Origin of the sequence: Halomonas sp. 3H, from assembly GCF_024206005.1 — a bacterium.
GTDB classification, from domain to species: domain Bacteria; phylum Pseudomonadota; class Gammaproteobacteria; order Pseudomonadales; family Halomonadaceae; genus Halomonas; species Halomonas campaniensis.
The window spans coordinates 3,825,921-3,845,063 of sequence record NZ_CP100360.1 but is presented as its reverse complement, the minus strand read 5'-3'; the positions used below and the strand labels follow the sequence as shown (position 1 = coordinate 3,845,063).

General features: G+C 67.7%; 21 protein-coding genes. 9 read left to right on the top strand and 12 right to left on the bottom strand.

Features of this window, described 5'->3' with window-relative positions; genetic code table 11:
- Window positions 1-75 precede the first annotated feature (75 nt).
- Window positions 76-552, bottom strand: coding sequence for a chorismate lyase (locus NFC98_RS17685; protein WP_367948969.1), 477 nt, complete (start codon window positions 550-552; stop codon window positions 76-78).
- Between the two features lie 147 nt (window positions 553-699).
- Here NFC98_RS17685 and NFC98_RS17680 point away from each other — a divergent pair, with 147 nt between their 5' ends.
- The 3 genes from NFC98_RS17680 to NFC98_RS17670 all read left to right on the top strand — a co-directional run bounded on the left by NFC98_RS17680 (window position 700) and on the right by NFC98_RS17670 (window position 2,750).
- Window positions 700-1,860 carry an FAD-dependent oxidoreductase gene (locus NFC98_RS17680; RefSeq protein WP_254276199.1) on the top strand — a complete coding sequence of 387 codons (1,161 nt, stop codon included), beginning with the start codon at window positions 700-702 and terminating at the stop codon, window positions 1,858-1,860.
- 187 nt (window positions 1,861-2,047) lie between these two features.
- Window positions 2,048-2,323, top strand: coding sequence for an HU family DNA-binding protein (locus NFC98_RS17675; protein ID WP_183329938.1), 276 nt, complete (start codon window positions 2,048-2,050; stop codon window positions 2,321-2,323).
- Window positions 2,324-2,393: 70 nt separating this feature from the next.
- Window positions 2,394-2,750 (top strand): hypothetical protein, encoded by a 357-nt coding sequence (locus tag NFC98_RS17670; RefSeq protein WP_254276198.1) that lies wholly within the window; start codon window positions 2,394-2,396, stop codon window positions 2,748-2,750.
- Between the two features lie 3 nt (window positions 2,751-2,753).
- Here NFC98_RS17670 and recG read toward each other — a convergent pair whose 3' ends face one another.
- Both recG and NFC98_RS17660 read right to left on the bottom strand, forming a co-directional pair.
- Entirely contained in the window at window positions 2,754-4,847 is a 2,094-nt protein-coding gene (gene recG, locus NFC98_RS17665) for an ATP-dependent DNA helicase RecG (protein WP_254276197.1), read from the bottom strand.
- Window positions 4,844-5,764: a hydrogen peroxide-inducible genes activator gene (locus tag NFC98_RS17660; RefSeq protein ID WP_254276196.1), complete on the bottom strand. Its 921-nt coding sequence runs from the start codon at window positions 5,762-5,764 to the stop codon at window positions 4,844-4,846. The genes recG and NFC98_RS17660 overlap by 4 nt, the downstream gene beginning before the upstream one ends.
- Before the next feature lie 67 nt (window positions 5,765-5,831).
- Between NFC98_RS17660 and NFC98_RS17655 the strand changes: the two genes are divergently transcribed.
- Window positions 5,832-6,704 carry an SDR family oxidoreductase gene (locus NFC98_RS17655; protein ID WP_183329942.1) on the top strand — a complete coding sequence of 291 codons (873 nt, stop codon included), beginning with the start codon at window positions 5,832-5,834 and terminating at the stop codon, window positions 6,702-6,704.
- A 14-nt stretch (window positions 6,705-6,718) separates the two neighbouring features.
- Here NFC98_RS17655 and NFC98_RS17650 read toward each other — a convergent pair whose 3' ends face one another.
- The 6 genes from NFC98_RS17650 to gmk form a co-directional block, all read right to left on the bottom strand.
- The gene (locus NFC98_RS17650) at window positions 6,719-7,222 is read right to left on the bottom strand and encodes an acyloxyacyl hydrolase (RefSeq protein WP_254276195.1); all 504 of its coding nucleotides are present in this window, start codon (window positions 7,220-7,222) and stop codon (window positions 6,719-6,721) included.
- Window positions 7,223-7,250: 28 nt separating this feature from the next.
- A complete protein-coding gene (gene thpR, locus NFC98_RS17645; protein WP_254276194.1) occupies window positions 7,251-7,766 on the bottom strand; it encodes an RNA 2',3'-cyclic phosphodiesterase in 516 nt (171 codons plus the stop codon).
- A 4-nt stretch (window positions 7,767-7,770) separates the two neighbouring features.
- Entirely contained in the window at window positions 7,771-8,160 is a 390-nt protein-coding gene (locus tag NFC98_RS17640; RefSeq protein WP_254276193.1) for a RidA family protein, read from the bottom strand.
- Between the two features lie 90 nt (window positions 8,161-8,250).
- Window positions 8,251-10,386, bottom strand: a complete 2,136-nt coding sequence (locus NFC98_RS17635; RefSeq protein WP_254276192.1) for a bifunctional (p)ppGpp synthetase/guanosine-3',5'-bis(diphosphate) 3'-pyrophosphohydrolase — start codon at window positions 10,384-10,386, stop codon at window positions 8,251-8,253.
- Window positions 10,387-10,452: 66 nt separating this feature from the next.
- Window positions 10,453-10,713, bottom strand: coding sequence for a DNA-directed RNA polymerase subunit omega (rpoZ, locus tag NFC98_RS17630; protein ID WP_183329947.1), 261 nt, complete (start codon window positions 10,711-10,713; stop codon window positions 10,453-10,455).
- A 126-nt stretch (window positions 10,714-10,839) separates the two neighbouring features.
- Window positions 10,840-11,454 (bottom strand): guanylate kinase, encoded by a 615-nt coding sequence (gene gmk, locus NFC98_RS17625; protein WP_254276191.1) that lies wholly within the window; start codon window positions 11,452-11,454, stop codon window positions 10,840-10,842.
- A 946-nt stretch (window positions 11,455-12,400) separates the two neighbouring features.
- Here gmk and NFC98_RS17620 point away from each other — a divergent pair.
- From NFC98_RS17620 to cls, 5 genes are all read left to right on the top strand, one after another.
- The gene (locus NFC98_RS17620) at window positions 12,401-12,520 is read left to right on the top strand and encodes a multicopper oxidase domain-containing protein (RefSeq protein WP_254276190.1); all 120 of its coding nucleotides are present in this window, start codon (window positions 12,401-12,403) and stop codon (window positions 12,518-12,520) included.
- 81 nt (window positions 12,521-12,601) lie between these two features.
- Complete coding sequence (locus tag NFC98_RS17615; protein ID WP_254276189.1) at window positions 12,602-13,465, top strand: F510_1955 family glycosylhydrolase; 864 nt, start codon at window positions 12,602-12,604, stop codon at window positions 13,463-13,465.
- Between the two features lie 15 nt (window positions 13,466-13,480).
- Complete coding sequence (lgt, locus tag NFC98_RS17610; protein WP_254276188.1) at window positions 13,481-14,293, top strand: prolipoprotein diacylglyceryl transferase; 813 nt, start codon at window positions 13,481-13,483, stop codon at window positions 14,291-14,293.
- 74 nt (window positions 14,294-14,367) lie between these two features.
- Window positions 14,368-14,844, top strand: coding sequence for a hypothetical protein (locus tag NFC98_RS17605; RefSeq protein ID WP_254276187.1), 477 nt, complete (start codon window positions 14,368-14,370; stop codon window positions 14,842-14,844).
- 79 nt (window positions 14,845-14,923) lie between these two features.
- Complete coding sequence (gene cls, locus NFC98_RS17600) at window positions 14,924-16,366, top strand: cardiolipin synthase (RefSeq protein ID WP_254276186.1); 1,443 nt, start codon at window positions 14,924-14,926, stop codon at window positions 16,364-16,366.
- Window positions 16,367-16,403: 37 nt separating this feature from the next.
- On the opposite strand, the gene NFC98_RS17595 is transcribed toward cls, so the two are convergent.
- Genes NFC98_RS17595 through NFC98_RS17585 form a run of 3 tightly spaced genes read right to left on the bottom strand, consistent with a single transcriptional unit; the run spans window position 16,404 to window position 18,968 of the window.
- Window positions 16,404-16,883 (bottom strand): hypothetical protein, encoded by a 480-nt coding sequence (locus NFC98_RS17595; protein ID WP_254276185.1) that lies wholly within the window; start codon window positions 16,881-16,883, stop codon window positions 16,404-16,406.
- A gap of 16 nt (window positions 16,884-16,899) precedes the next feature.
- Complete coding sequence (locus tag NFC98_RS17590; protein ID WP_254276184.1) at window positions 16,900-18,291, bottom strand: heavy metal sensor histidine kinase; 1,392 nt, start codon at window positions 18,289-18,291, stop codon at window positions 16,900-16,902.
- A complete protein-coding gene (locus tag NFC98_RS17585) occupies window positions 18,288-18,968 on the bottom strand; it encodes a heavy metal response regulator transcription factor (RefSeq protein WP_254276183.1) in 681 nt (226 codons plus the stop codon). Before NFC98_RS17585 ends, NFC98_RS17590 begins: the two co-directional genes overlap by 4 nt.
- Window positions 18,969-19,143 lie beyond the last annotated feature (175 nt).

Sequence of the window (19,143 nt, the reverse complement as noted above, 5' to 3'; positions counted from 1 at the left end):
ATCCCTGGCGTAGGACCTCCTCTTCGGCTTGTCCCCGGCGCCCCTCACCGTCGGCATCGGAGACTGGCCCAGAGCCTAGCGCGAAGGGAGGGCGAGGTCATCCGCCATGGCGTCCAGGAACCACTCCTGCACCAGTACCCGGAAGCCGCCGTGGCGGAACACCGAACGCCGGCCCCAGGGCCCGCGGCCTGCATGGAAGCCGGCGGGGGACGAGGTCACCTCGATCTCGCCGCGCTCCAGGTCCGGCTGGCGGAACAGCCAGCTGCCCAGCGAGCGCTCGCCCAGGCGATCGAGGCGCTGGCCGCGCAGTTCGTCCAGCGGCGCCACCGAGCGGGCCACCACCCAGGGGCGCTCGCCCAGGCACAGGGCCACCTCGCGTAGCCAGGCCTGGCGGTGGAGCGGCAGCCCCAGGGCCAGCGCCTCGTCGCGGCGCGGCAGGCCGATGCGCTGGTCGAGCAGCCGGACCCGGAAGGGCCGCGGATGGCCGGCCTCGGTCAGTCGGGCGGTGAGGGAGTCGCGGGAGGCGACCCATCGCCACCAGGCAGGCGCCATGGCGGGTCGGGCCGCGGCCAGGGGAATCCAGTGCGCCGGGGCGCGGGTGTCGGCAGGTGGCAGGTCGGACACCGTCGGGCTCCGCGTCGATCAAGGGGGCGGGTAGTGTAACATGCGGTGTCATCCCTTCCCTGACCGAGGAGTCCCATGAGCGCTCCGCTGACCATCATCGGCTCCGGCATGGCCGGCATCGGCCTGCTCCGCCAGCTGCGGGCCCTGGACGCCGAACGCCCCGTCACCCTGATCACCGCCGACAGCGGCGACGACTACGCCAAGCCGCTGCTCTCCACCGGCTTCGCCAAGCGCCTGCCGCCGGGGCGCCTGGCGGCCCGCAGCGCCCTGCAGGTGGCCGACGAGCTGGGCGCCGTGGTGCGCACCCATGCCCGCGTCGAGGGCATCGATCTCGCGGCCAGGACGCTGAGCCTCGGCGCGGAGCGGCTGCCCTGGGGCGAGCTGGTGCTGGCCACCGGGGCGGCGCCGGCCGTGCCCTTTGCGGTGCCCGAGGCCGTGGCTGGGCGGGTCTTCAGCGTCAACGACCTGGATGACTACCGGGCCTTCCATAGGGCGCTCGAGGCGCTGGGTCGGCCGGCGCGGGTGGCGATCATCGGTGCCGGGCTGGTGGGGTGCGAGTTCGCCAACGACCTGCTGGCCGGCGGCCACGAGGTGAGCCTGGTGGCCCCGGAGGCCGCGCCCCTGGCGCGGCTACTGCCGGTGCCCCTCGGGCGGGCCCTGGGGGAGGCCTTCGAGGAGGCCGGCATGGTGCTGGCGCTGGGAACCGGCCTGACGGCCCTGGCGGAGGCCGGGGCAGCCGTGGGGGTCACCCTGGACGACGGCAGCCGCCTGGAGGCCGACCTGGTGCTGGTGGCCACCGGCCTGCGGCCGCGCACCGCGCTGGCCGAGGCGGCGGGCCTGGCGGTCAGTGCCGCGGGAATTCACACCGACCGCTACCTGGCCACCTCGGCGCCGGGTGTCCACGCCCTGGGCGACGTGGCCTGCGTGGACGGCGTCAATGCCATGTACGTGCAACCGCTGCAGGCCTGCGCCAAGGCGCTGGCGCGCACCCTCACCGGCACGCCGACCCCGGTCAGCTACGGCCCCTGGCCGGTGGTGGTCAAGACGCCCCTGCTGCCGGTGGTGGCGCTGCCGCCGGCGCGGTCCCCGGCACGCTGGCGACTCGAGGGCGAGGCGGGAGACATGACGGCCCTGGCCGAGGCCGAGGACGGTCGTTTGATCGGATTTGCGTTGACAGGGGCCTGTGTCCGTCGGAAAGTTGAACTGGCGCGGGCCGCACCGCCGTTGCTAGGCTAGGACACGGTGTCGCCACCGGCCCTGCCGGCGGGCGCATCGGGATAGGCCGGTGTCATTCGCATGCCGTCTTCTCGAGTCGGGAAGGCCGCATGCGAGTGACACGGATCGGGGAACTCACCACCACAACAATACCTCCGGCGACCATCCACTGCGCCCGGAGGCATAAGCCAACACCAGGAGGGCTGTTATGCGTAAGCCAGAACTCGCCGCGGCGATTGCCGAGCGTGCCGATCTTTCCAAGGACAAGGCGAGCCAGGTGCTCAACGTCATTCTCGACGAGATCACCGGCAGCGTGTCCCAGGGGCAGGATGTCTCGCTGATCGGCTTCGGCACCTTCACCGTGCGCGAGCGTGCCGCTCGCACCGGCAAGAACCCCCAGACCGGCCAGCCGCTGACCATCCCGGCCAGCAAGACCGTGGCCTTCAAGCCGGGCAAGGGCCTCAAGGACGCCGTCGCCAAGTAGGCACCCCTCGATGCGGCCCGCCGCGGTGCGGGTCGCTGAACGTTATCCCTCCTCCAGCGCGGAACCCCCCATGAAGCTGCGACTGATGCTCTGGCTGCTGGGACTGCTGCTCAAGCGTGCCCTGCGCCGCAAGCCCCGCTTCCGTGAGCTGCTCGGCGAGATGCGCGGCCTCGACTGGGGCATCGCCACCGAGGATCTGGCCATCGCCCGCCACTACCGCATGTCGCCAGACGGCATCCGCGCCGGCCGCGGCCTGCCGGTGGACCTCGACCTGGAGCTGCGCTTCGAGGATCAGGCCACCGCGCTCAAGGTACTCAGGAAACCCACCCAGCAGGCCTTCCTCGACGGGATGATGGCCGGCACCGTGCGCCTGGTCGGCGACTCCGCCGACCTGCAAAAGCTGCAGCGGCTACTGAAGCATATCTGAGCGCTACACCTGCCCGTAGCGGCCTGCCTCCTCGCCCAGCCAGCGGCGTATCAGCGGGCGGCTGGCCTCCGGGTAGGTGGCCAGCAGCGCCTCGGCCAGGGGGGCAACGCGCTCCAGCAGGTCGGCATCGCGCTCCAGGTCGGCGATCTTCATCTGGGCGAGGCCGGTCTGGCGGGTGCCCAGCACCTCGCCCGGGCCGCGCAGCTCCAGGTCCTTCTCGGCGATGCGGAAGCCGTCGTTGGTCTCGCGCATCACCGCCAGGCGCTCCCTGGAGTGGGCCGACAGCGGCCCGTGGTAGAGCAGCACGCAGAAGCTCTCGGTGGAGCCACGCCCCACTCGGCCGCGCAGCTGGTGCAGCTGGGAGAGCCCCAGCCGCTCGGGGTTCTCGATGATCATCAGGCTGGCGTTGGGCACGTCGACCCCCACCTCGATCACCGTGGTGGCCACCAGCAGGTCCAGCTCGCCCGCCTTGAAGGCGGCCATCACCTCGGTCTTCTCGCTGGGCTTCATGCGTCCGTGGACCAGGCCGATGGCCAGTTCCGGCAGCGCCTCGGTGAGCTCGTCGCGGGTCGCCTCGGCGGCCTGGCACTCCAGCACCTCGGACTCCTCGATCAGGGTGCAGACCCAGTAGGCCTGACGGCCCTCGGCGCAGGCGTGGCGGATGCGTGCCACCACCTCGGGGCGCCGCTCGTCGGGCACCACCACGGTCTTGACGGGCGTGCGCCCGGGGGGCAGCTCGTCGATCACCGAGACGTCCAGGTCGGCATAGGCGCTCATCGCCAGGGTGCGCGGGATGGGCGTGGCGGTCATCACCAGCTGGTGGGGCGTCAGGCCGCCGGCCTCGCCCTTCTCGCGCAGCGCCAGGCGCTGGTGGACGCCGAAGCGGTGCTGCTCGTCGATGATCGCCAGGCCCAGGCGCTGGAAGTGCACGTCGCCCTGGAAGAGCGCGTGGGTGCCCACCACCATGCGCGCGCGGCCGTCGAGGATCGCCGCCTTGGTGTCGAGGCGCGCCTTGCCCTTGAGCTTGCCGGAGAGCCAGGCCACCTCGATGCCCAGCGGCTCGAACCAGGCCCGGAAGGCGCGGTAGTGCTGCTCGGCCAGCAGCTCGGTGGGGGCCATCATCGCCGCCTGGCAGTCCCCGGCGATGGCGGAGAGGGCCGCCATGGCGGCCACCACCGTCTTGCCGGAACCGACGTCGCCCTGCACCAGGCGCAGCATGGGCGTCTCGCGGGCCAGGTCGGCGGCGATCTCGTCCAGCACCCGGCGCTGGGCACCGGTCAGCGAGAAGGGCAGCTGGGTGAGGAAGCGCGCCTGCAGGCTGCGCCCGCTGGCCAGCGCCGGCGCGCCATCCTCCTGGATGCGCAGGCGCACCTCCTGGAGGCTCAGGCGATGGGCCAGCAGCTCCTCCAGGGCCAGGCGGCGACTGGCCGGGTGATGGCCGCTGGCCAGGGTCTCGGGGTCGATGTCCGGGGTCGGCTGGTGCAGCACGTGCAGGCAGTGGTGCAGCTCGGGCAGGCGGAAGCGGGCGCGCAGGTCCTCGCTGATCCAGTCGGGCAACGCCTCGGGGTGGGCCTCCAGCTGTGCCAGGGCCTGCTCGATCAGCGCCCGTAGGCGGGTCTGGTGCAGCCCCTCGGTGGTCGGGTAGATGGGGGTCAGGTGGTCCTCCACCGGCGGGGCGTCGGCCTTGAGCAGGCGGTATTCCGGGTGATAGAGCTCGAGCCCCGTGGCGCCGGCGCGGGCCTCGCCGAAGCCGCGCACCCAGCTGCCGGGCTGGAACTGCTGCTGCTGGGCCGGCGAGAAGTGAAAGAAGCGCAGGCTGAGGATGCCGCTGCCGTCGCGCAGCCTCACCAGCAGGCTGCGGCGTCGGCCGCGCACCACCTCGGCGGCCACCACCTCGCCCTCCACCACCGCCTCATGGCCGGCGCGTAGGGTGCCGATGGGCGTGATGCGGGTGCGGTCCTGGTAGCGCAGCGGCAGGTGGAAGAGCAGGTCGGCGACGCTGGCGATGCGCAGCCGGGCCAGTTTCAGGGCCAGGGCCTCACCGACCCCCTTGAGCGATGTGACCGGCGCGTCGAGCGCTTGGGGGTCAGCGCTCATGCCGGCTCGAGTTCGGCCTCGCGGCAGCGGGCGATGGCGTCGGTCAAGGCATCGATCGCCTTGGGGCGCGGGAAGCTGGCGCGCCAGGCGATGGCGACGGTGCGCGAGGGGGCCGGCTCGCTGAAGGGGCGGCTGATCAGCAGTCCGCTCTCGTAGTGGCCGGTGCCGATGGCCGAGCGGGGCAGCACGGTGATGCCGAGCTTGGAGGCGACCATGTGGCGGATGGTCTCCAGCGACCCGCCCTCGGCGGTCAGGGTGTTGGTGGGGCTGGCGAGCTTGTGGCTGATCGCCGGGCAGGCCTCGAGGATCTGGTCACGGAAGCAGTGTCCCTCGCCCAGCAGCAGCAGGCGCTCACCCAGCAGGTCCTCCTTGTGGATCGTCTCGCGCTCGGCCCAGGGGTGGTCGGCGGGCATCAGCACCTCGAAGGCCTCTTCGTAGAGGGGCTTGGTGAGGACGTCGGTCTCGGTGAAGGGCAGCGCCACGATGATGGCATCGAGCTCGCCGCTTCTCAGCTTGCGACGCAGGTTGCCGGTGAAGCCCTCTTCGATGTAGAGCGACATCTGCGGCGCCCGTCGGCGCAGCTCCGGCACCAGGTGCGGGAAGAGGTAGGGCCCGATGGTGTAGATGGCGCCGATGCGCAGGGGGCTGGCCAGCTGGTCCTTGCCGGCGTTGGCCAGCTCCTTGATCACGCCGGTCTGCTCCAGCACGCGCTGGGCCTGCTCGACGATCTTCTCGCCCAGCGGGGTGACCTGGACGGTGGACTTCGAGCGTTCGAACAGCGCCACGCCCAGCTCCTCCTCGAGCTTCTTCACTGCCACCGACAGGGTCGGCTGGGAGACGAAGCAGCGTTCGGCGGCGCGCCCGAAATGGCGCTCCTGAGCCAGTGTCACGATGTAGCGGAGTTCTGTTAGAGTCATGATGGTTGCCTGAACGGCATCCTCTTGAAAATCCAATAGGGACTTTTTATCAGGGGGCGAGGGAAAGGTGAAGACAACAACGCTTATTCTGGGCTGCGGGGACATCGGACGGTCACTGGGGCAGCGGCTGCAGGAGGCCGGCCAGCGGGTGGTCGGGGTGCGCCGCAACCCCGGCGCCCTGGAGGGCAGCGGCCTCGAGGCCATCGCCGCGGACCTCGCCGATCCCGCCTCCCTGGCCGGCCTGCCGGATGCCGAGGTGCTGGTCTATGTGGTCAGCGCCGACCACTTCGACGAGGAGGCCTACCGCACCGCCTATCCCGAGGGGCTCAAGGCGGTGCTCACCGAGTTTGCCGGCCGCCAGCGGCCGCCGCGCCGGGTCTTCTTCGTCTCCTCCACCAGCGTCTACCCGCAGCAGGCCGGTGAGCCGGTCGACGAGGCGAGCCCCACTGATCCCAGCGGCTTCTCCGGGGTGCTGATGCGCGAGGCCGAACAGGCGCTGATCGACCACGACCTGCCGGGTACCGTGGTGCGCTTCTCGGGGATCTATGGCCCCGGCCGCGATCGGCTGATCCGCCAGGTCAGCGAGGGGCGCATCGCCCCCTCCAGCCCCGCCATGTACACCAACCGCATCCATCGTGACGACTGTGCCGGCGTGCTGGCCCACCTGATCGAGCTGGCCCTGGCCGACCGGCCGCTCCACGACCTCTACCTGGCCAGCGACTGCGAGCCGGCGCCGCTGCACGAGGTGATGAGCTGGCTGGCCAAGCAGCTCAAGGTCGAGGCCACCGAGACCATCCAGTCGCCCCTGCGCCGCCGGGCCAGCAAGCGCTGCGACAACCGCCGCCTGCTGGAGAGCGGCTACGTGTTCCGCTATCCCAGCTACCGCGAGGGCTATGCCCAGGTGCTCAGGGAGGGCGGCTTCCTGCCCGAAAAGGCGTGATCGGCGTCGGGTAATCAGAGAGGAAAGCGGTAACCCAGCGTCAGCGTCTCGAAGCCGTCATTCGGTCTCTTGATGCCGGCGTTGGAGTAGTGGGTCAGCGCCAGGGAGAGCTCGCCGCTGGCCCAGGGCAGGCCCAGCGCCAGGCGATCCTCGAACTGGAAGGCGGTGGAGAGCTCACGGGAGTCCACGCGGGTCTCCAGGAACAGCGCGCCTCCGATGCCGGCCTCCAGGAAGGCGCCCCGCTCGCCGGAGAAGGTCCAGCGCAGCGCCGGCGAGACCAGCCAGGCGGCGTTGCCGTCCTCCTCCTCGCTGGAGAGCAGCAGCAGGCCGGTCGCCAGCCGCAGCTCCAGCCGGGGGTGCAGGCTCGCCAGCGGAACGATCCGGTCGACCTCCACCTTGAGGGCGACCGTGGATTCGCTGGTGGCACCGGCCGCGACCTGCAGGTCGGCCATGGCCGGGCCGCAAGCCACCAGCAGCGTCAGGGCGGCGCAGGCCGCCCGGTGCGATTCGAGAGACATTCCCTTCTCCCCTCAGTCCCGTGATGGCTCAGGTCGCCCGAGAGCGCGCCAGGGGCACGTAGCGTGCGGCCTGTCCGTCGTTGATCGAATGGATCAGCGTCACCTGATTATAGGGCCACTCGAGGTCAAGGTGCGGCAGGTCGTCCGCCTCGAGGCGTTCGGCCCGGCGCAGCAGGGTGACATGGGGAATGAAACGGGAGGGGCGGCCGGGGAGTTTGCGGGCCTCCAGGCGGTCCCACAGCCGCTCGTGCAGCCGCTGCAGGGCGGCATCTGGACGGCGCCCGCCCACCCAGACGATGCCCGGGCGCCGGAAGTGGCCCCAGGCATCCAGCGTCCAGCGCCCGGCGGGGATGGCCAGCGAGCGGACCTCCTCAGCCAGCTCCACGGCCAGGTCGTCGCCGACCTCGCCGAGGAAGGCCAGGGTGAGGTGCAGGCTCTCGTCGGGCATGCGGCGCCCGCCGCAACGGGCGTGGGCGGCGTCCGCCAGGGCACCGAGCCGCTCGCGCAGCCCGGGCGGCGGCACCAGCGCCAGGAAGAGCCGCATTCTCCTAGTCGCCGATGACCATCACGGCTTCCGCCTCGAACTGCGCGCCCTTGGGCAGCGCCTTCACGCCCACCGCGGCGCGGGCCGGGTAGGGCTTGTCGAAGAACTCCTCCATCACCTGGTTGACCACGGCGAAGTTGCCCAGGTCGACCAGGTAGAGGTTGAGCTTGACGATCTCGCCCAGGGAGCCCGCGGCCTCCTCGCAGACGGCCTTGAGGTTGGTGAAGACCTGGCGGGCCTGGGCCTCGAAGTCGTCGGAGACCAGCTCCATGGTGGCCGGGTCCAGGGGGATCTGGCCGGAGAGATAGACGGTGTTGCCGGCCTTGATGGCCTGGGAGTAGGGGCCGATGGCGGCGGGCGCCTGGTCGGTGTTGATCACGGCCTTGTTGCTCATGGACGTTCTCCGTGGTGGCGTTGAAGGGTGGTGACGCATGAAAGAGATGGCCCGCCCGCCGCAGCCGCGACGGGCGGGCCAGGGACGGATTCAGTTGCCGACGCGCGAGATCCTGCCGACGTGGGAAAGGTTTCTCAGCCGCTTGATGATGCGGGCCAGGTGGACCCGATCGCGCACGGAGAGGATCAGGTTGACGGTGGCCAGGCGGGCGTCGCGCTCCTCGATGCCGATGCGCTCGATGTTGGCGTCGGCATCGGTGACCAGGCCGGCGAGCTCGGCCACCAGGCCGCGGCGGCTCTCGACCTCGAGGCGCAGCGCCACCGGGAAGTCCTCGGCGATGTCGTCGGACCACTCCAGGGCGAACAGCTTGTCCGGATCGTTCCTGAGCTCGCCCAGGTTGCGGCACTCGGCACGATGCACCACGATCCCCTTGCCCACCGAGAGATGGCCGATCACCGGGTCGCCGGGCAGCGGGTGACAGCAGCGGGCGAACTTGATGACCATGCCCTCGGCGCCGCTGATCACGATGGGCCCGTGGGCGTGTCGCTCGGGCTCGCCCGCGACCCGCGACTCGCCCTGCTGCAGGTCGATCAGGCGGCGCGCCACCACATGGGCGACCCGGGTGCCGAGGCCGATGGACTCCAGCAGGGCGTCCTCGTTCTTCAGGCCGAGCTCGGCCAGCAGGCTGGCCAGCGGCGCTTCGGGCAGCTCCTCCAGGCTGGTCTCGAAGTTGGCCAGGGACTTGTTGAGCAGCCGCCGGCCTAGCTGCACCGCCTCGGTATGCTGCTGGTGCTTGAGCGCATGGCGGATCGCCGAGCGGGCCTTGGCGGTCACCACAAAGTTGAGCCAGGCCAGGTTGGGGCGCGCCCCCGGGGCGGTGATGATCTCCAGGGTCTGGCCGCTCTCCAGGCGGGTGGAGAGCGGGGCCAGGTGGCGGTCGATGCGACAGGCGATGGTGCCGTTGCCGATGTCGGTGTGCACGCTGTAGGCGAAGTCGATCACCGTGGCGCCCTGGGGTAGCTCCATGATGTCGCCCTTGGGGGTGAACACGTAGATGTCGTCGGGGAAGAGGTCGTTCTTGACGTGCTCGATGAACTCCAGGGAGTCGCCGGCGTGGCGCTGCATCTCCAGCAGCCCCTTGATCCACGAGCGGGCCCGGGCGTGGCTGCCCTCGGCGATGGGGTGCTGGGTCTGGCCGGCCTTGTAGAGCCAGTGGGCGGCGATGCCGTTGTTGGCCATGGCCTCCATCTCGCGGGTGCGGATCTGCACCTCGATGGGCATGCCGCCGGTGCCGAACAGGGTGGTGTGCAGGCTCTGGTAGCCGTTGGCCTTGGGGATGGCGATGTAGTCCTTGAAGCGCCCGGGTACCGGCTTGTAGAGGTTGTGCACCACGCCGAGGATGCGGTAGCAGCTGTCGACGTCGTCGCAGATGATGCGGAAGCCGAACACGTCCATGATCTCGGCGAACGACTTGCGCTGGTCGCGCATCTTCTTGTAGATCGACAGCAGGTGCTTCTGGCGGCCCACCACGGTGCCGGGCAGTCCCTCGTCGTCGAGGCTCTGCTGCAGGGCGTTCTGGACCTGCCGGATCGCCGAGCGGCGGTGACCGCGGGCGCTGGAGACGGCGCGCTTGATGCGCTCGGCGCGCATCGGGTGCAGCGCCTGGAAGGAGAGGTCCTCGAGCTCGACGCGGATGGTGTTGATGCCCAGCCGGCTGGCGATGCGGGCATAGATCTCGAGGGTCTCGCGGGCGATGCGGCGCTTCTTCTCGGGGCGCAGGGCGCCCAGGGTGCGCATGTTGTGCAGCCGGTCGGCCAGCTTGACGATGATCACCCGGATGTCCCGGGACATCGCCAGCACCATCTTCTGGAAGTTCTCGGCCTGGGCGACCGCCTTGTCCTCGAAGGTGATCTGGGTCAGCTTGGAGACGCCGTCCACCAGCTCCGCCACGGGTTTGCCAAACTGTTCGGCCAGCGCCTCCTTGCCAACGCCGGTGTCCTCGATCACGTCATGCAGCATGGCGGCCATCAGGCTCTGATGGTCCATGTGCATGTTGGCCAGGATATTGGCCACGGCGAGGGGGTGGGTCACATAGGGTTCGCCGGAGCGCCGGCGCTGGCCGTCGTGGGCCTGCTCGGCGTAGTAGAAGGCGCGCTTGACCTGCTGGATCTCGCTCTGGGGGAGGTAGCCGCCGAGACGGTCGGCCAGGTCATCGATAGTGAACATGCAGCGCGCCCTGACTCCTGCGTGAGTGCCCTGGAAGGGAAGGCGGCGGGAAGCCGTCGTGCGGGATCACTCCTCGGCGCCGGCCCCGTAGTGCGGCTCGCGAATGACGCGCACCGGCGCCTCGACCGGCTCGTCGAGCACGCTCTCGTCGACCAGGCCGGCGGCGATCTCGCGCAGCGCCACCACGGTGGCCTTGTCGTTCTCCCAGGGCAGCTGGGCGTCACGGGAGCCGCGGGCCAGCTGGCGCGCGCGCTGGGTGGAGATCATCACCAGCTTGAAGCGATTTTCGACGTTTTCCAGACAATCTTCGACTGTGACTCGCGCCATGGATGTCTTCCTGCAGCTGACGGGGAACCGCCGAAGCCCCTGCGAGGCACGCGGGGCGGAGATTCCACCAATGGATAGACCCGATAGGTTACTCGACGCCCGGTTGCCGTGACAAGCGCCACGCCGTCAGGCGAGCAGGGCCTTCAGCAGCGGGGCGTGGTGCTCTCCGGCCCGCGGGAGGGTCAGGCGGCGGGCGATCACCAGCGACTGCAGTTCGCGCAGGGCGGTGGTGAAGTCGTCGTTGATCACCAGATAGTCGTACTCGTCGTGGTGGGACATCTCGCTGACGGCATCGCGCATGCGCCGGGCAATCACCGCGTGCTCGTCGGTGCCGCGGCTCGCCAGTCGACGCTCGAGCTCCTCCCGGGAAGGGGGCAGGATGAAGATCGACACCGCATCGGGCATCTGCTGGCGCACCTGGCGGGCGCCCTGCCAGTCGATCTCCAGGATCACGTCCTGGCCGGCGGCCAGCGCCGCCTGAACGGCGGGGCGCGAGGTGCCGTAGTAGTTGTCGAACACGCGGGCATGCTCGAAGAACTCCCCGCGCTCGATCATCGCCTCGAAGGCCGGGACGTCGATGAAGTGGTAGTTGACGCCGTCCACCTCGCCGTTGCGGCGCTCGCGGGTGGTGTGGGAGACCGAGACCTGGAGGCCGTCGAGGCTGTCGATCAGTTCGCGGACCAGGCTGGTCTTGCCGGCACCGGAGGGGGCGGAAACGATGAAGAGGGTACCCTGGGGCATGGTCGGCATCCCTGATTGGCAACTGGGTGAAGCGGCGTGTGCCGTGAGGAAAGCGCGAAGTATCGCACGATTGGCGCGCTGCTGCAGGCCTACGGGGCCTTCGAGATTCCGGAGATCAGGCGATTCAGTTCTTCCAGATAGGCCTCAAGCACCAGGTTGGGCGGCCCGCTCTTGCGCGTGATAGCGCTGTAGCGAGTGATAGACGCCGAGGCGTTTTGCGTCATGCCCGATATTATGAACGTCGCCAAGCAGCTTACTTGGCCAGGGGTGCGGCGAGCAGCAGTGCCAGCACGAACAAGGCAGCAAGCCAGAGGGAGATTCCTCTCCGGCCGTGATCTGCACACTGTTCAGGCGCCTGTGGCTGCATGACGGGGGCTCGCTTCTCGGTACCGCGTTGACCTTACCCTGGTCCACCGCCGTGCCCTGTCCATTGATTCACATCAAAGGAACTCCGTTGGTAAACCTGCATGCAGGGCTCGGGTTGCGGCTCTCTTCTTGGCCGTGAAATACTCGCGCTTCCATTGGCTCACAAGGCCGCTTGTCCCTAATGCGTCGACTCTCCTATCACTGGCTACTCAGCCTGCTGATGGCCCTGGTGCTGGCCATTGCGCCGCCTGTGGCCGCGGGCGGGCATCACGGTGATGCCTCCTGCCTGGAGAGTCAGCTGGAGGAGCGTTCGGCCATGCAGGGGCCGGCGGACTGGGACCTCTCGGCAACCGCCGACCCAGGCGAGCCGGATGCCTCCTTGGCTTCTCCTTGTTGCATGCCCTGTGCCCAGTGTGGCGCCACCTTTGCTCGGTTGACCATTGGCGCGATGGCCTCCCCCCTTCCCCCGTCCGGGCCCGCTCTGGGCTATCCATCGGGACCTCCTGCTCCCTTCGAGCGGCCTCCTCGCGCCTGAACCTCTCCCCCCTTGAAGGCGCCGTGGTCGATCTAGCCCTTCCACGTGCATGGCACCCACTTCCAGGTGATCGCCACCCGCGATGCCGACAGCGACTGGCTGTTCCACTGCCACATCATCGAGCACGAGGCGCTAGGCATGATGGCGACAATCCGCGTGAGCTGACCTTGCCGTATCGTGTTTCGGCGCCATGCGGTGGTTCGCATGGCGCCGGCCACACCTGACGAAAGATAAGGAAATGACGTCATGACCCATTATCGATGGCCACTTGTCATGGCCGTGCTACTGACCCTGCTGGCGGGTTGTTCCCGCGAGCCGAGCGGCATCAGCCTCGAGCAGCTGCGACAGCAGACCCACATTCACGGCCTGGCCTTCGACCGAGCCGATGGCGAACGACTGTGGCTGGCCACCCACCAAGGCTTCTATGCCGTGGGTAGCGATGGGATGGCCCGCCGGGTCTCCGAGGAGACCCATGATTTCATGGGATTCGCGCCCCACCCCAAAGAGGCTGAGACCTTCTTTGCGAGCGGCCACCCTGCCAGGGGAGGCAACCTCGGGGTGGTGATGTCCACCGATGGAGGTCGAAGCTGGTCCAGGCATGCTTCCGGCGTTGATGGCCCGGTGGATTTCCATCAGCTGACCATCAGCGCGGCCAGCCCCGACACGCTCTACGGAGCCTATGCCGGCCAGCTCCAGGTCAGCGAGGATGGCGGGAGCAGCTGGCAGGTTCGAGCCAAGGCACCGGCTGGGCTGATTGCCCTGGCCGCCTCGAGCCGTGATTCCGATCAGCTCTATGCTGCCACTCAGACCGGGCTCTTGATGAGTCCGGACGGCGGTGAGCGCTGGCGCCAGATATACCCTGAACGCCGCCCAGTGAGCCTGGCGGTGGCCAGCCAGGGGAGACTCTACGCCTTTGTACTCGATGTTGGCTTGCTGCGAGCTGAAGAAGCCAGCCGTGACTGGGAGGTGGTGAAGCGGGGCTGGGAAGAGCGCTATTTGATGCATCTGGCGGTGGATCCGAACGATCCCCAGCGCCTGGTGGCGGCCGATGACCTGAACCAGCTGCTGATCAGCGATAACGGTGGACGCGACTGGTCGCGACTCGAGTGAACCGGGAGGTACCGCATGCTGCAATATCCCCAGATTGACCCGGTGGCCATCAGCCTCGGTCCGTTTGCGATCCACTGGTACGGCCTGATGTACGTGGCGGGCCTCGTCGCCGCCTGGTGGCTGGGCCGCCGTCGCGCCCATCGACTGGGCCTAACCCACGACGACATTGGCGACCTGATCTTCTATGCCGCCGTGGGCGTGGTGCTCGGCGGGCGGCTGGGCTATGCCCTCTTCTACGGCAGCGGGCAGTGGCTGGCCGACCCGCTATGGCTGTTGAAGATCTGGGAAGGGGGGATGAGCTTCCACGGCGGCCTGGTCGGGGTGCTGGTCGCGGCCTGGCTCTTCGCGCGCAAGAAGCGGCTCGGCTTCCTGTCGCTGACCGACTTCATCGCCCCGCTAGTGCCGATCGGGTTGGGTGCCGGGCGGATCGGCAACTTCATCAACCACGAGCTGCCGGGCCGGGTCAGCGAGCTGCCCTGGGCGATGCCCTTCCCGCACATGGGGCCGGAGCCGCGCCACCCCACGGCGCTCTACGAGTTCGCCCTGGAGGGGGTGGTGCTGTTCGCGGTGCTCTGGTGGCTGTCCCGTGAGCCACGCCGCACCGGGCTGATCTCCGGGCTCTTCCTGCTGCTCTACGGCGTCTTCCGCTTCGCCGTGGAGTTCGTGCGTCTGCCCGATCCGCATATCGGCTTCATCGCCTTCGGCTGGGTGACCATGGGCATGCAGCTGACCCTGCCGATGATTGCCGCCGGCGTGGTGGTGATCGTCTGGTCGCGTCGTCAAACCATGGCGCTACCGTTAGACGCGGCCCTGAGGCAGAAGCAGTGACCGGACTAGGGCACAGGCTCGCCAGGGGCAGAGGCGGCCTGGTAAGGCAACTTCTGGCCACTCCGGAATTCAACGTGGCGCTGTTCGCCTTGCTGCTCAACTTCCCCTGGGAGTTCCTGCAGGTCCCCCTCTTCGCCGAGATGCCGGCCATGGCGCACTGGGACGCCGTCCTGTTCTGCACACGGGCGACCCTGGGTGACGTGCTTATCGCCCTTGTCGCCTACTGGGTCGTGGCGGGGGTGCGGCGACGGCGCGACTGGCTGCGCTGCCCGGATGCGCGTGAACTTCTCGGCTTCGTGGCGGTGGGCGTCGTGATCACGATCGGCCTGGAGTGGCACGCCACGGTGCTGCGGGATCGCTGGCAGTACGGTGAGCTGATGCCCACCCTGCCGCTGCTGGGGACGGGGCTGGCCCCGCTGCTGCAGTGGCTGCTGTTGCCGCCGCTGCTCGTCTGGCTGGTGCGTCGCCAGCTGCTGGGCGTGATCTATCTCCAGCAGGTTGACCCTGCCAGCGCCGCTTCCGCCGACTCGGCACGAGAGAAACGGCCATGATAAGCATGAGCTTGCTGAACGGACGCCAGAGCGGATGCCGCAGGTGAGGGGGGCGCGAGAATCACCCGCCTCAGGCCAGATGCCGGCCAGACGACGTCGACCCTGGTGCCGGTTCCTGCTGGTGATGGGCATCGCTCACCTGGTGGGCCTGGCCTCGTCGCTGGATGCGATGATGTCGAGCCGGACCTCCCAGGGGGCGGTGGCGTGGATCGTCTCGCTGAATACGGTGCCCTATGTGGCCGTGCCCGCCTACTGGGTGTTCGGCCGAACGAAGTTCCAGGGCTATGTGTCTTCCCGACGTGACGAGGACTCGGCGCTGGGGCTGGCGCTGGCCGACAAGCTGGCGGAGCTGCGCGCTCACGGGGTCTCGGCCGCTCACGCCGACAAGCACCTGGTGGGCGTCGAGCAGCTGGCCAAATTGCCGTTTCTGGGTGGCAACCGGGTGGAGCTGCTGATCGATGGCGAGCAGACCTTCGAGAGCCTGTTTGCCGGTATCGAGGCCGCCGAGCGCTATCTGCTGGTGCAGTTCTATATCGTGCGCGCCGACGAGGTGGGGTTGGCGCTGCAGGCCCGGCTGATCGAGAAGGCACGGGAAGGCGTCGAGGTCTTCTTCCTCTATGACGAGATCGGCAGCTATGCGCTGCCGGGCCGCTATCTTCAGGAGATGGAGGAGGCCGGGGTCCAGGTGCATCGTTTCCACTCTACCCGTGGGCCGGGCAATCGCTTCCAACTCAACTTCCGCAACCATCGCAAGATCGTGGTGGCCGACGGCGAGCGGGCCTGGGTGGGGGGCTTCAACGTCGGCGACGAGTACCTTCAGGGCCACACGGACATCGGTCCCTGGCGCGACACCCACCTGCTGATCGAGGGGCCGGCGGCCCTGGCACTGCAGCTGGTGTTCCTCGAGGACTGGCACTGGGCCACGGAGGAACTGCCCGAGCTGCCCTGGACGCCACGGGTGCCGAGCCACCACGGCACCCCGGTGCTGATCCTGCCGACCGGGCCCGCGGATCGGTTCGAGACCGCCAGCCTGATGATCCAGCAGGCGATCCATGCCGTCCATGAACGGATCTGGATCTCCAGCCCCTACTTCGTGCCCGACGAGGGGGTGCTCGCGATGCTCAAGCTGGCCGCCCTGAGCGGCGTGGACGTGCGGGTGCTGATCCCGGAGCGCCCGGACAATCCGCTGACCTACTTCGCCGCCTACGCCTTCCTCGATTCGCTGCTCGAGGCGGGGGTCAAGGTCTATCGCTACGAGGAGGGCTTCCTGCACGGCAAGGCCTTCCTGATGGACGACATCGGTGCGGCGGTAGGTACCGTGAATCTCGACAACCGCTCCTTCCGCCTCAATTTCGAGGTCACGGCGCTGGTGATGGACCCGTCGTTCGCCGCTGAGGTCGAGTCGATGTTCGAGGCGGATTTCGCGCGGTCCCGGCAGATGCACCCAGCAGAGATCGAGGCTCAGTCGCTCTGGCACCGGGTGGCGGCGCGGGCGGCCTATCTGCTCGCGCCCGTGCTCTGAGGCTGGATGTCGCCGCCGTGGTGCATCCCTGGCATCGTCAGTCCCTGACGTCGAACGCCAGCACGCCGGTCACGTCCGAGAACGTCATACGCATCTGCCAGGCACCCGACATGGGGAGCGGTGCCGCGAGCGCGTAGCTGTCGCGGTCGGTCGGTTCGGCCGTCTGGCTGAGTGAAATGTCATGGCCGGGCATGACGAAGGTGATCGGGACGCGCATGGCCTGTCGAGGCGGGTTACCGTCGGGCCCGCGCAGCTGGAAGAAGAGTTGCGCCTGTTGCTCGGCATCGATCACGAGACTGCCCGCCACGCTCCACTGGTGCACCGTGCCGGAGAAGCGGACCCCGCCGCGTTCTGCCCCCGGCTGAGTCGGTACCGGGCCGTCGACCCGGAGGGTCGTTTCATCCCCCGCCATGAAGGGCATGGCCATGAGCACGGCCAGCACCAGGAAGCAGGGGATCCCCACGGCGAGCGCGACAAGGCGGGCAGAGCGATTGGGTTGACTGGAAATGAGAGCCATCGAATCACTCCTCCGATTATGTACGTTGCGTGCCGGAGAGCGGCAGGGTGAGGCAGAAGGTCGTGATGCCATTCTGAGAACGGACCGCGACGTCTCCACCATGGGCCTTGACGATTGATCGGGTGATGGGGAGTCCCAGACCTGCGCCTTCGCCATGGTGGTTGCGGATGCTGTCGGCCCGGTGGAAGCGATCGAACAGTTTCGGTAACTGATCGGCGGGGATCGTCTCTCCAGGATTGCTGACACACAGTTTCGCCATATCCTGGTCATGGGTAATGGTGATCGCGATCCTGCCGTCAGGGGGTGTGTGCCGCACGGCGTTCGACACCAGGTTGGCAATCGCTCGGCGAAGCATCAGGTGGTCGCCGGTGACTGTGGCGGTACCACTGAGCTGCATCCTGACCTGTTTCTCCTCGGCAAGGGCATCATAGAACTCCAGCAAAGCGGTCACTTCCTCCTCTAGGTGAACCGGTTCGGCAGGGTTTGGCAGTAGCCCATGATCGGTTTTGGCCAGGAACAGCATGTCGGCGATCATTCGCGCCAGTCGTTCCAGCTCCTCCAGGTTGGAGTGCAGTGCGTCCTGGTATTCCTCTGTGCTGCGTGGTCGTGACAGGGCGACCTGGGTTTCGGTAAGCAGATTGGACACCGGGGTGCGCAGCTCATGGGCGATATCCGCCGAAAACTCGCTGAGGCGTTGAAAGTCGGCTTCGAGCCTGTTCAGCATGCCATTGAACGCATTGGCTAGCTCGACCATTTCCGGTGGCGTGGCTTGAAGGTCCAGCCTTTCTCCCAAGCGTTCGGCCGATAGCCGCCTGGCAGCAGCCGTGATCCGTTTGAGTGGAGCGAGGCCTTGACGTGCGACCAGCCAGCCGAGCAATGCTGTCAGCAGGGCGGCTATCGCAATGCCCGTCCAAAGGTAGCGGCGGGTGTCCTCGAGAAAGTGAGCATGGTGCGTGATATCTAGGCCAAGCAGGACATGTACCGGTATGGACTGCGGTAGAGGAAGGCGCTTGTGAACCTCATGACCAATGAATTCGTAGCCCGCCACGCTCCAGCGGGTACTGGGTGAGGCAACGTCTCCATTCTTTACTGGCTCGAGAAACTCCGGTTGGTAGGCGTAGAGTATTCGCTGCTCCTCATCGCGGATGGAGACGGACAGCGTCGCATGGCTCGTCAATAGCTCGTCAAGATATCGGGACAGTGTATTGAGTGCGGCGGGGCTGTCGACTCGGTCAAGCAGGTTCTCGATCATGTTCAGCTTTGCTGTCAATTCCATGTGATCGATTTCATCGAAGTGGCCCCGAATCAGATGCTCGAGCCACAGTCCAAGCAGCAACAGCAGGCCTGCGACCAGCAAGGAGAAGAGCGTGGCCAAGCGCGCCGTCAAGGAGAGTGGATAAAAGGTCATTGAGCCTCCCCTGACTCCAGCACGTACCCCATGCCTCTTACGGTCCGGATCAGCTTGACAGTGAAGGGGCCATCCACCTTGGCACGTAGCCGTCTGACGGCGACATCGATGACGTTGGTATCGCTGTCGAAGTTCATGTCCCACACCTGGGAGGCGATCAGTGAACGGGGGAGGACTTCTCCCTGGCGTCGAATCAAGAGCTCGAGCAATGCAAACTCCTTGGCGGTGAGGTCGACCCGCTCGCCAGCTCGAGTGACTCGTCGCCGTAGCAGGTCGAGCTCCAGGTCGGCGGCCCGGAACACTTCTGGCTCACGTGCCTTCCCGCGCCGCAGCAGTGAGCGGACCCTGGCAAGCAGTTCGGAGAAGGCGAACGGCTTGACCAGGTAGTCATCCGCCCCGAGCTCGAGCCCCCGTACTCTGTCGTCGACCTCGTCTCGTGCGGTCAAAAAGAGTACGGGTACGTCCTGCCCTGCGCGGCGCACCATTTGCAGGATGGTCCAGCCATCCATCCCAGGCAGCATGACGTCAAGCAGCAGCAGGTCATACTCCCCGGTCTGCGCCAAGTGCAGGCCATCCAGGCCATCGCGCGCCAGGTCAACGACGAAGCCGGCTTCTCTAAGGCCTTGCGCCAGATAGTCGCCGGTCTTTGGCTCGTCCTCAACAATCAATAACTTCATGAAGCCTCCGCTGGCGGGTCTGGCTCAACATGACAAAAATGTCATTTTCGAGTCAGCATCCTGTCCGCTACTGAAACGTACTATGCCTACATGAACAAACAACACGGGGGATGAGTAGGCAAAATGGTTACTCTATCACGCCCGAAGTTGAAAGTAATAGTCCTGACGGTTGTAA

Bases quoted from the DNA above. Each gene is read 5' to 3' on its own strand.
- cls (WP_254276186.1), top strand. From the start codon at position 14,924: ATGCCGGCCAGACGACGTCGACCCTGGTGCCGGTTCCTGCTGGTGATG.
- rpoZ (WP_183329947.1), bottom strand. From the start codon at position 10,713: ATGGCGCGAGTCACAGTCGAAGATTGTCTGGAAAACGTCGAAAATCGC.
- NFC98_RS17590 (WP_254276184.1), bottom strand. From the start codon at position 18,291: ATGACCTTTTATCCACTCTCCTTGACGGCGCGCTTGGCCACGCTCTTC.
- NFC98_RS17685 (WP_367948969.1), bottom strand. From the start codon at position 552: ATGGCGCCTGCCTGGTGGCGATGGGTCGCCTCCCGCGACTCCCTCACC.
- NFC98_RS17595 (WP_254276185.1), bottom strand. From the start codon at position 16,883: ATGGCTCTCATTTCCAGTCAACCCAATCGCTCTGCCCGCCTTGTCGCG.
- NFC98_RS17635 (WP_254276192.1), bottom strand. From the start codon at position 10,386: ATGTTCACTATCGATGACCTGGCCGACCGTCTCGGCGGCTACCTCCCC.
- NFC98_RS17640 (WP_254276193.1), bottom strand. From the start codon at position 8,160: ATGAGCAACAAGGCCGTGATCAACACCGACCAGGCGCCCGCCGCCATC.
- NFC98_RS17650 (WP_254276195.1), bottom strand. From the start codon at position 7,222: ATGTCTCTCGAATCGCACCGGGCGGCCTGCGCCGCCCTGACGCTGCTG.
- thpR (WP_254276194.1), bottom strand. From the start codon at position 7,766: ATGCGGCTCTTCCTGGCGCTGGTGCCGCCGCCCGGGCTGCGCGAGCGG.
- gmk (WP_254276191.1), bottom strand. From the start codon at position 11,454: ATGCCCCAGGGTACCCTCTTCATCGTTTCCGCCCCCTCCGGTGCCGGC.
- NFC98_RS17660 (WP_254276196.1), bottom strand. From the start codon at position 5,764: ATGACTCTAACAGAACTCCGCTACATCGTGACACTGGCTCAGGAGCGC.
- lgt (WP_254276188.1), top strand. From the start codon at position 13,481: ATGCTGCAATATCCCCAGATTGACCCGGTGGCCATCAGCCTCGGTCCG.
- NFC98_RS17615 (WP_254276189.1), top strand. From the start codon at position 12,602: ATGACCCATTATCGATGGCCACTTGTCATGGCCGTGCTACTGACCCTG.
- NFC98_RS17680 (WP_254276199.1), top strand. From the start codon at position 700: ATGAGCGCTCCGCTGACCATCATCGGCTCCGGCATGGCCGGCATCGGC.
- NFC98_RS17670 (WP_254276198.1), top strand. From the start codon at position 2,394: ATGAAGCTGCGACTGATGCTCTGGCTGCTGGGACTGCTGCTCAAGCGT.
- recG (WP_254276197.1), bottom strand. From the start codon at position 4,847: ATGAGCGCTGACCCCCAAGCGCTCGACGCGCCGGTCACATCGCTCAAG.
- NFC98_RS17675 (WP_183329938.1), top strand. From the start codon at position 2,048: ATGCGTAAGCCAGAACTCGCCGCGGCGATTGCCGAGCGTGCCGATCTT.
- NFC98_RS17585 (WP_254276183.1), bottom strand. From the start codon at position 18,968: ATGAAGTTATTGATTGTTGAGGACGAGCCAAAGACCGGCGACTATCTG.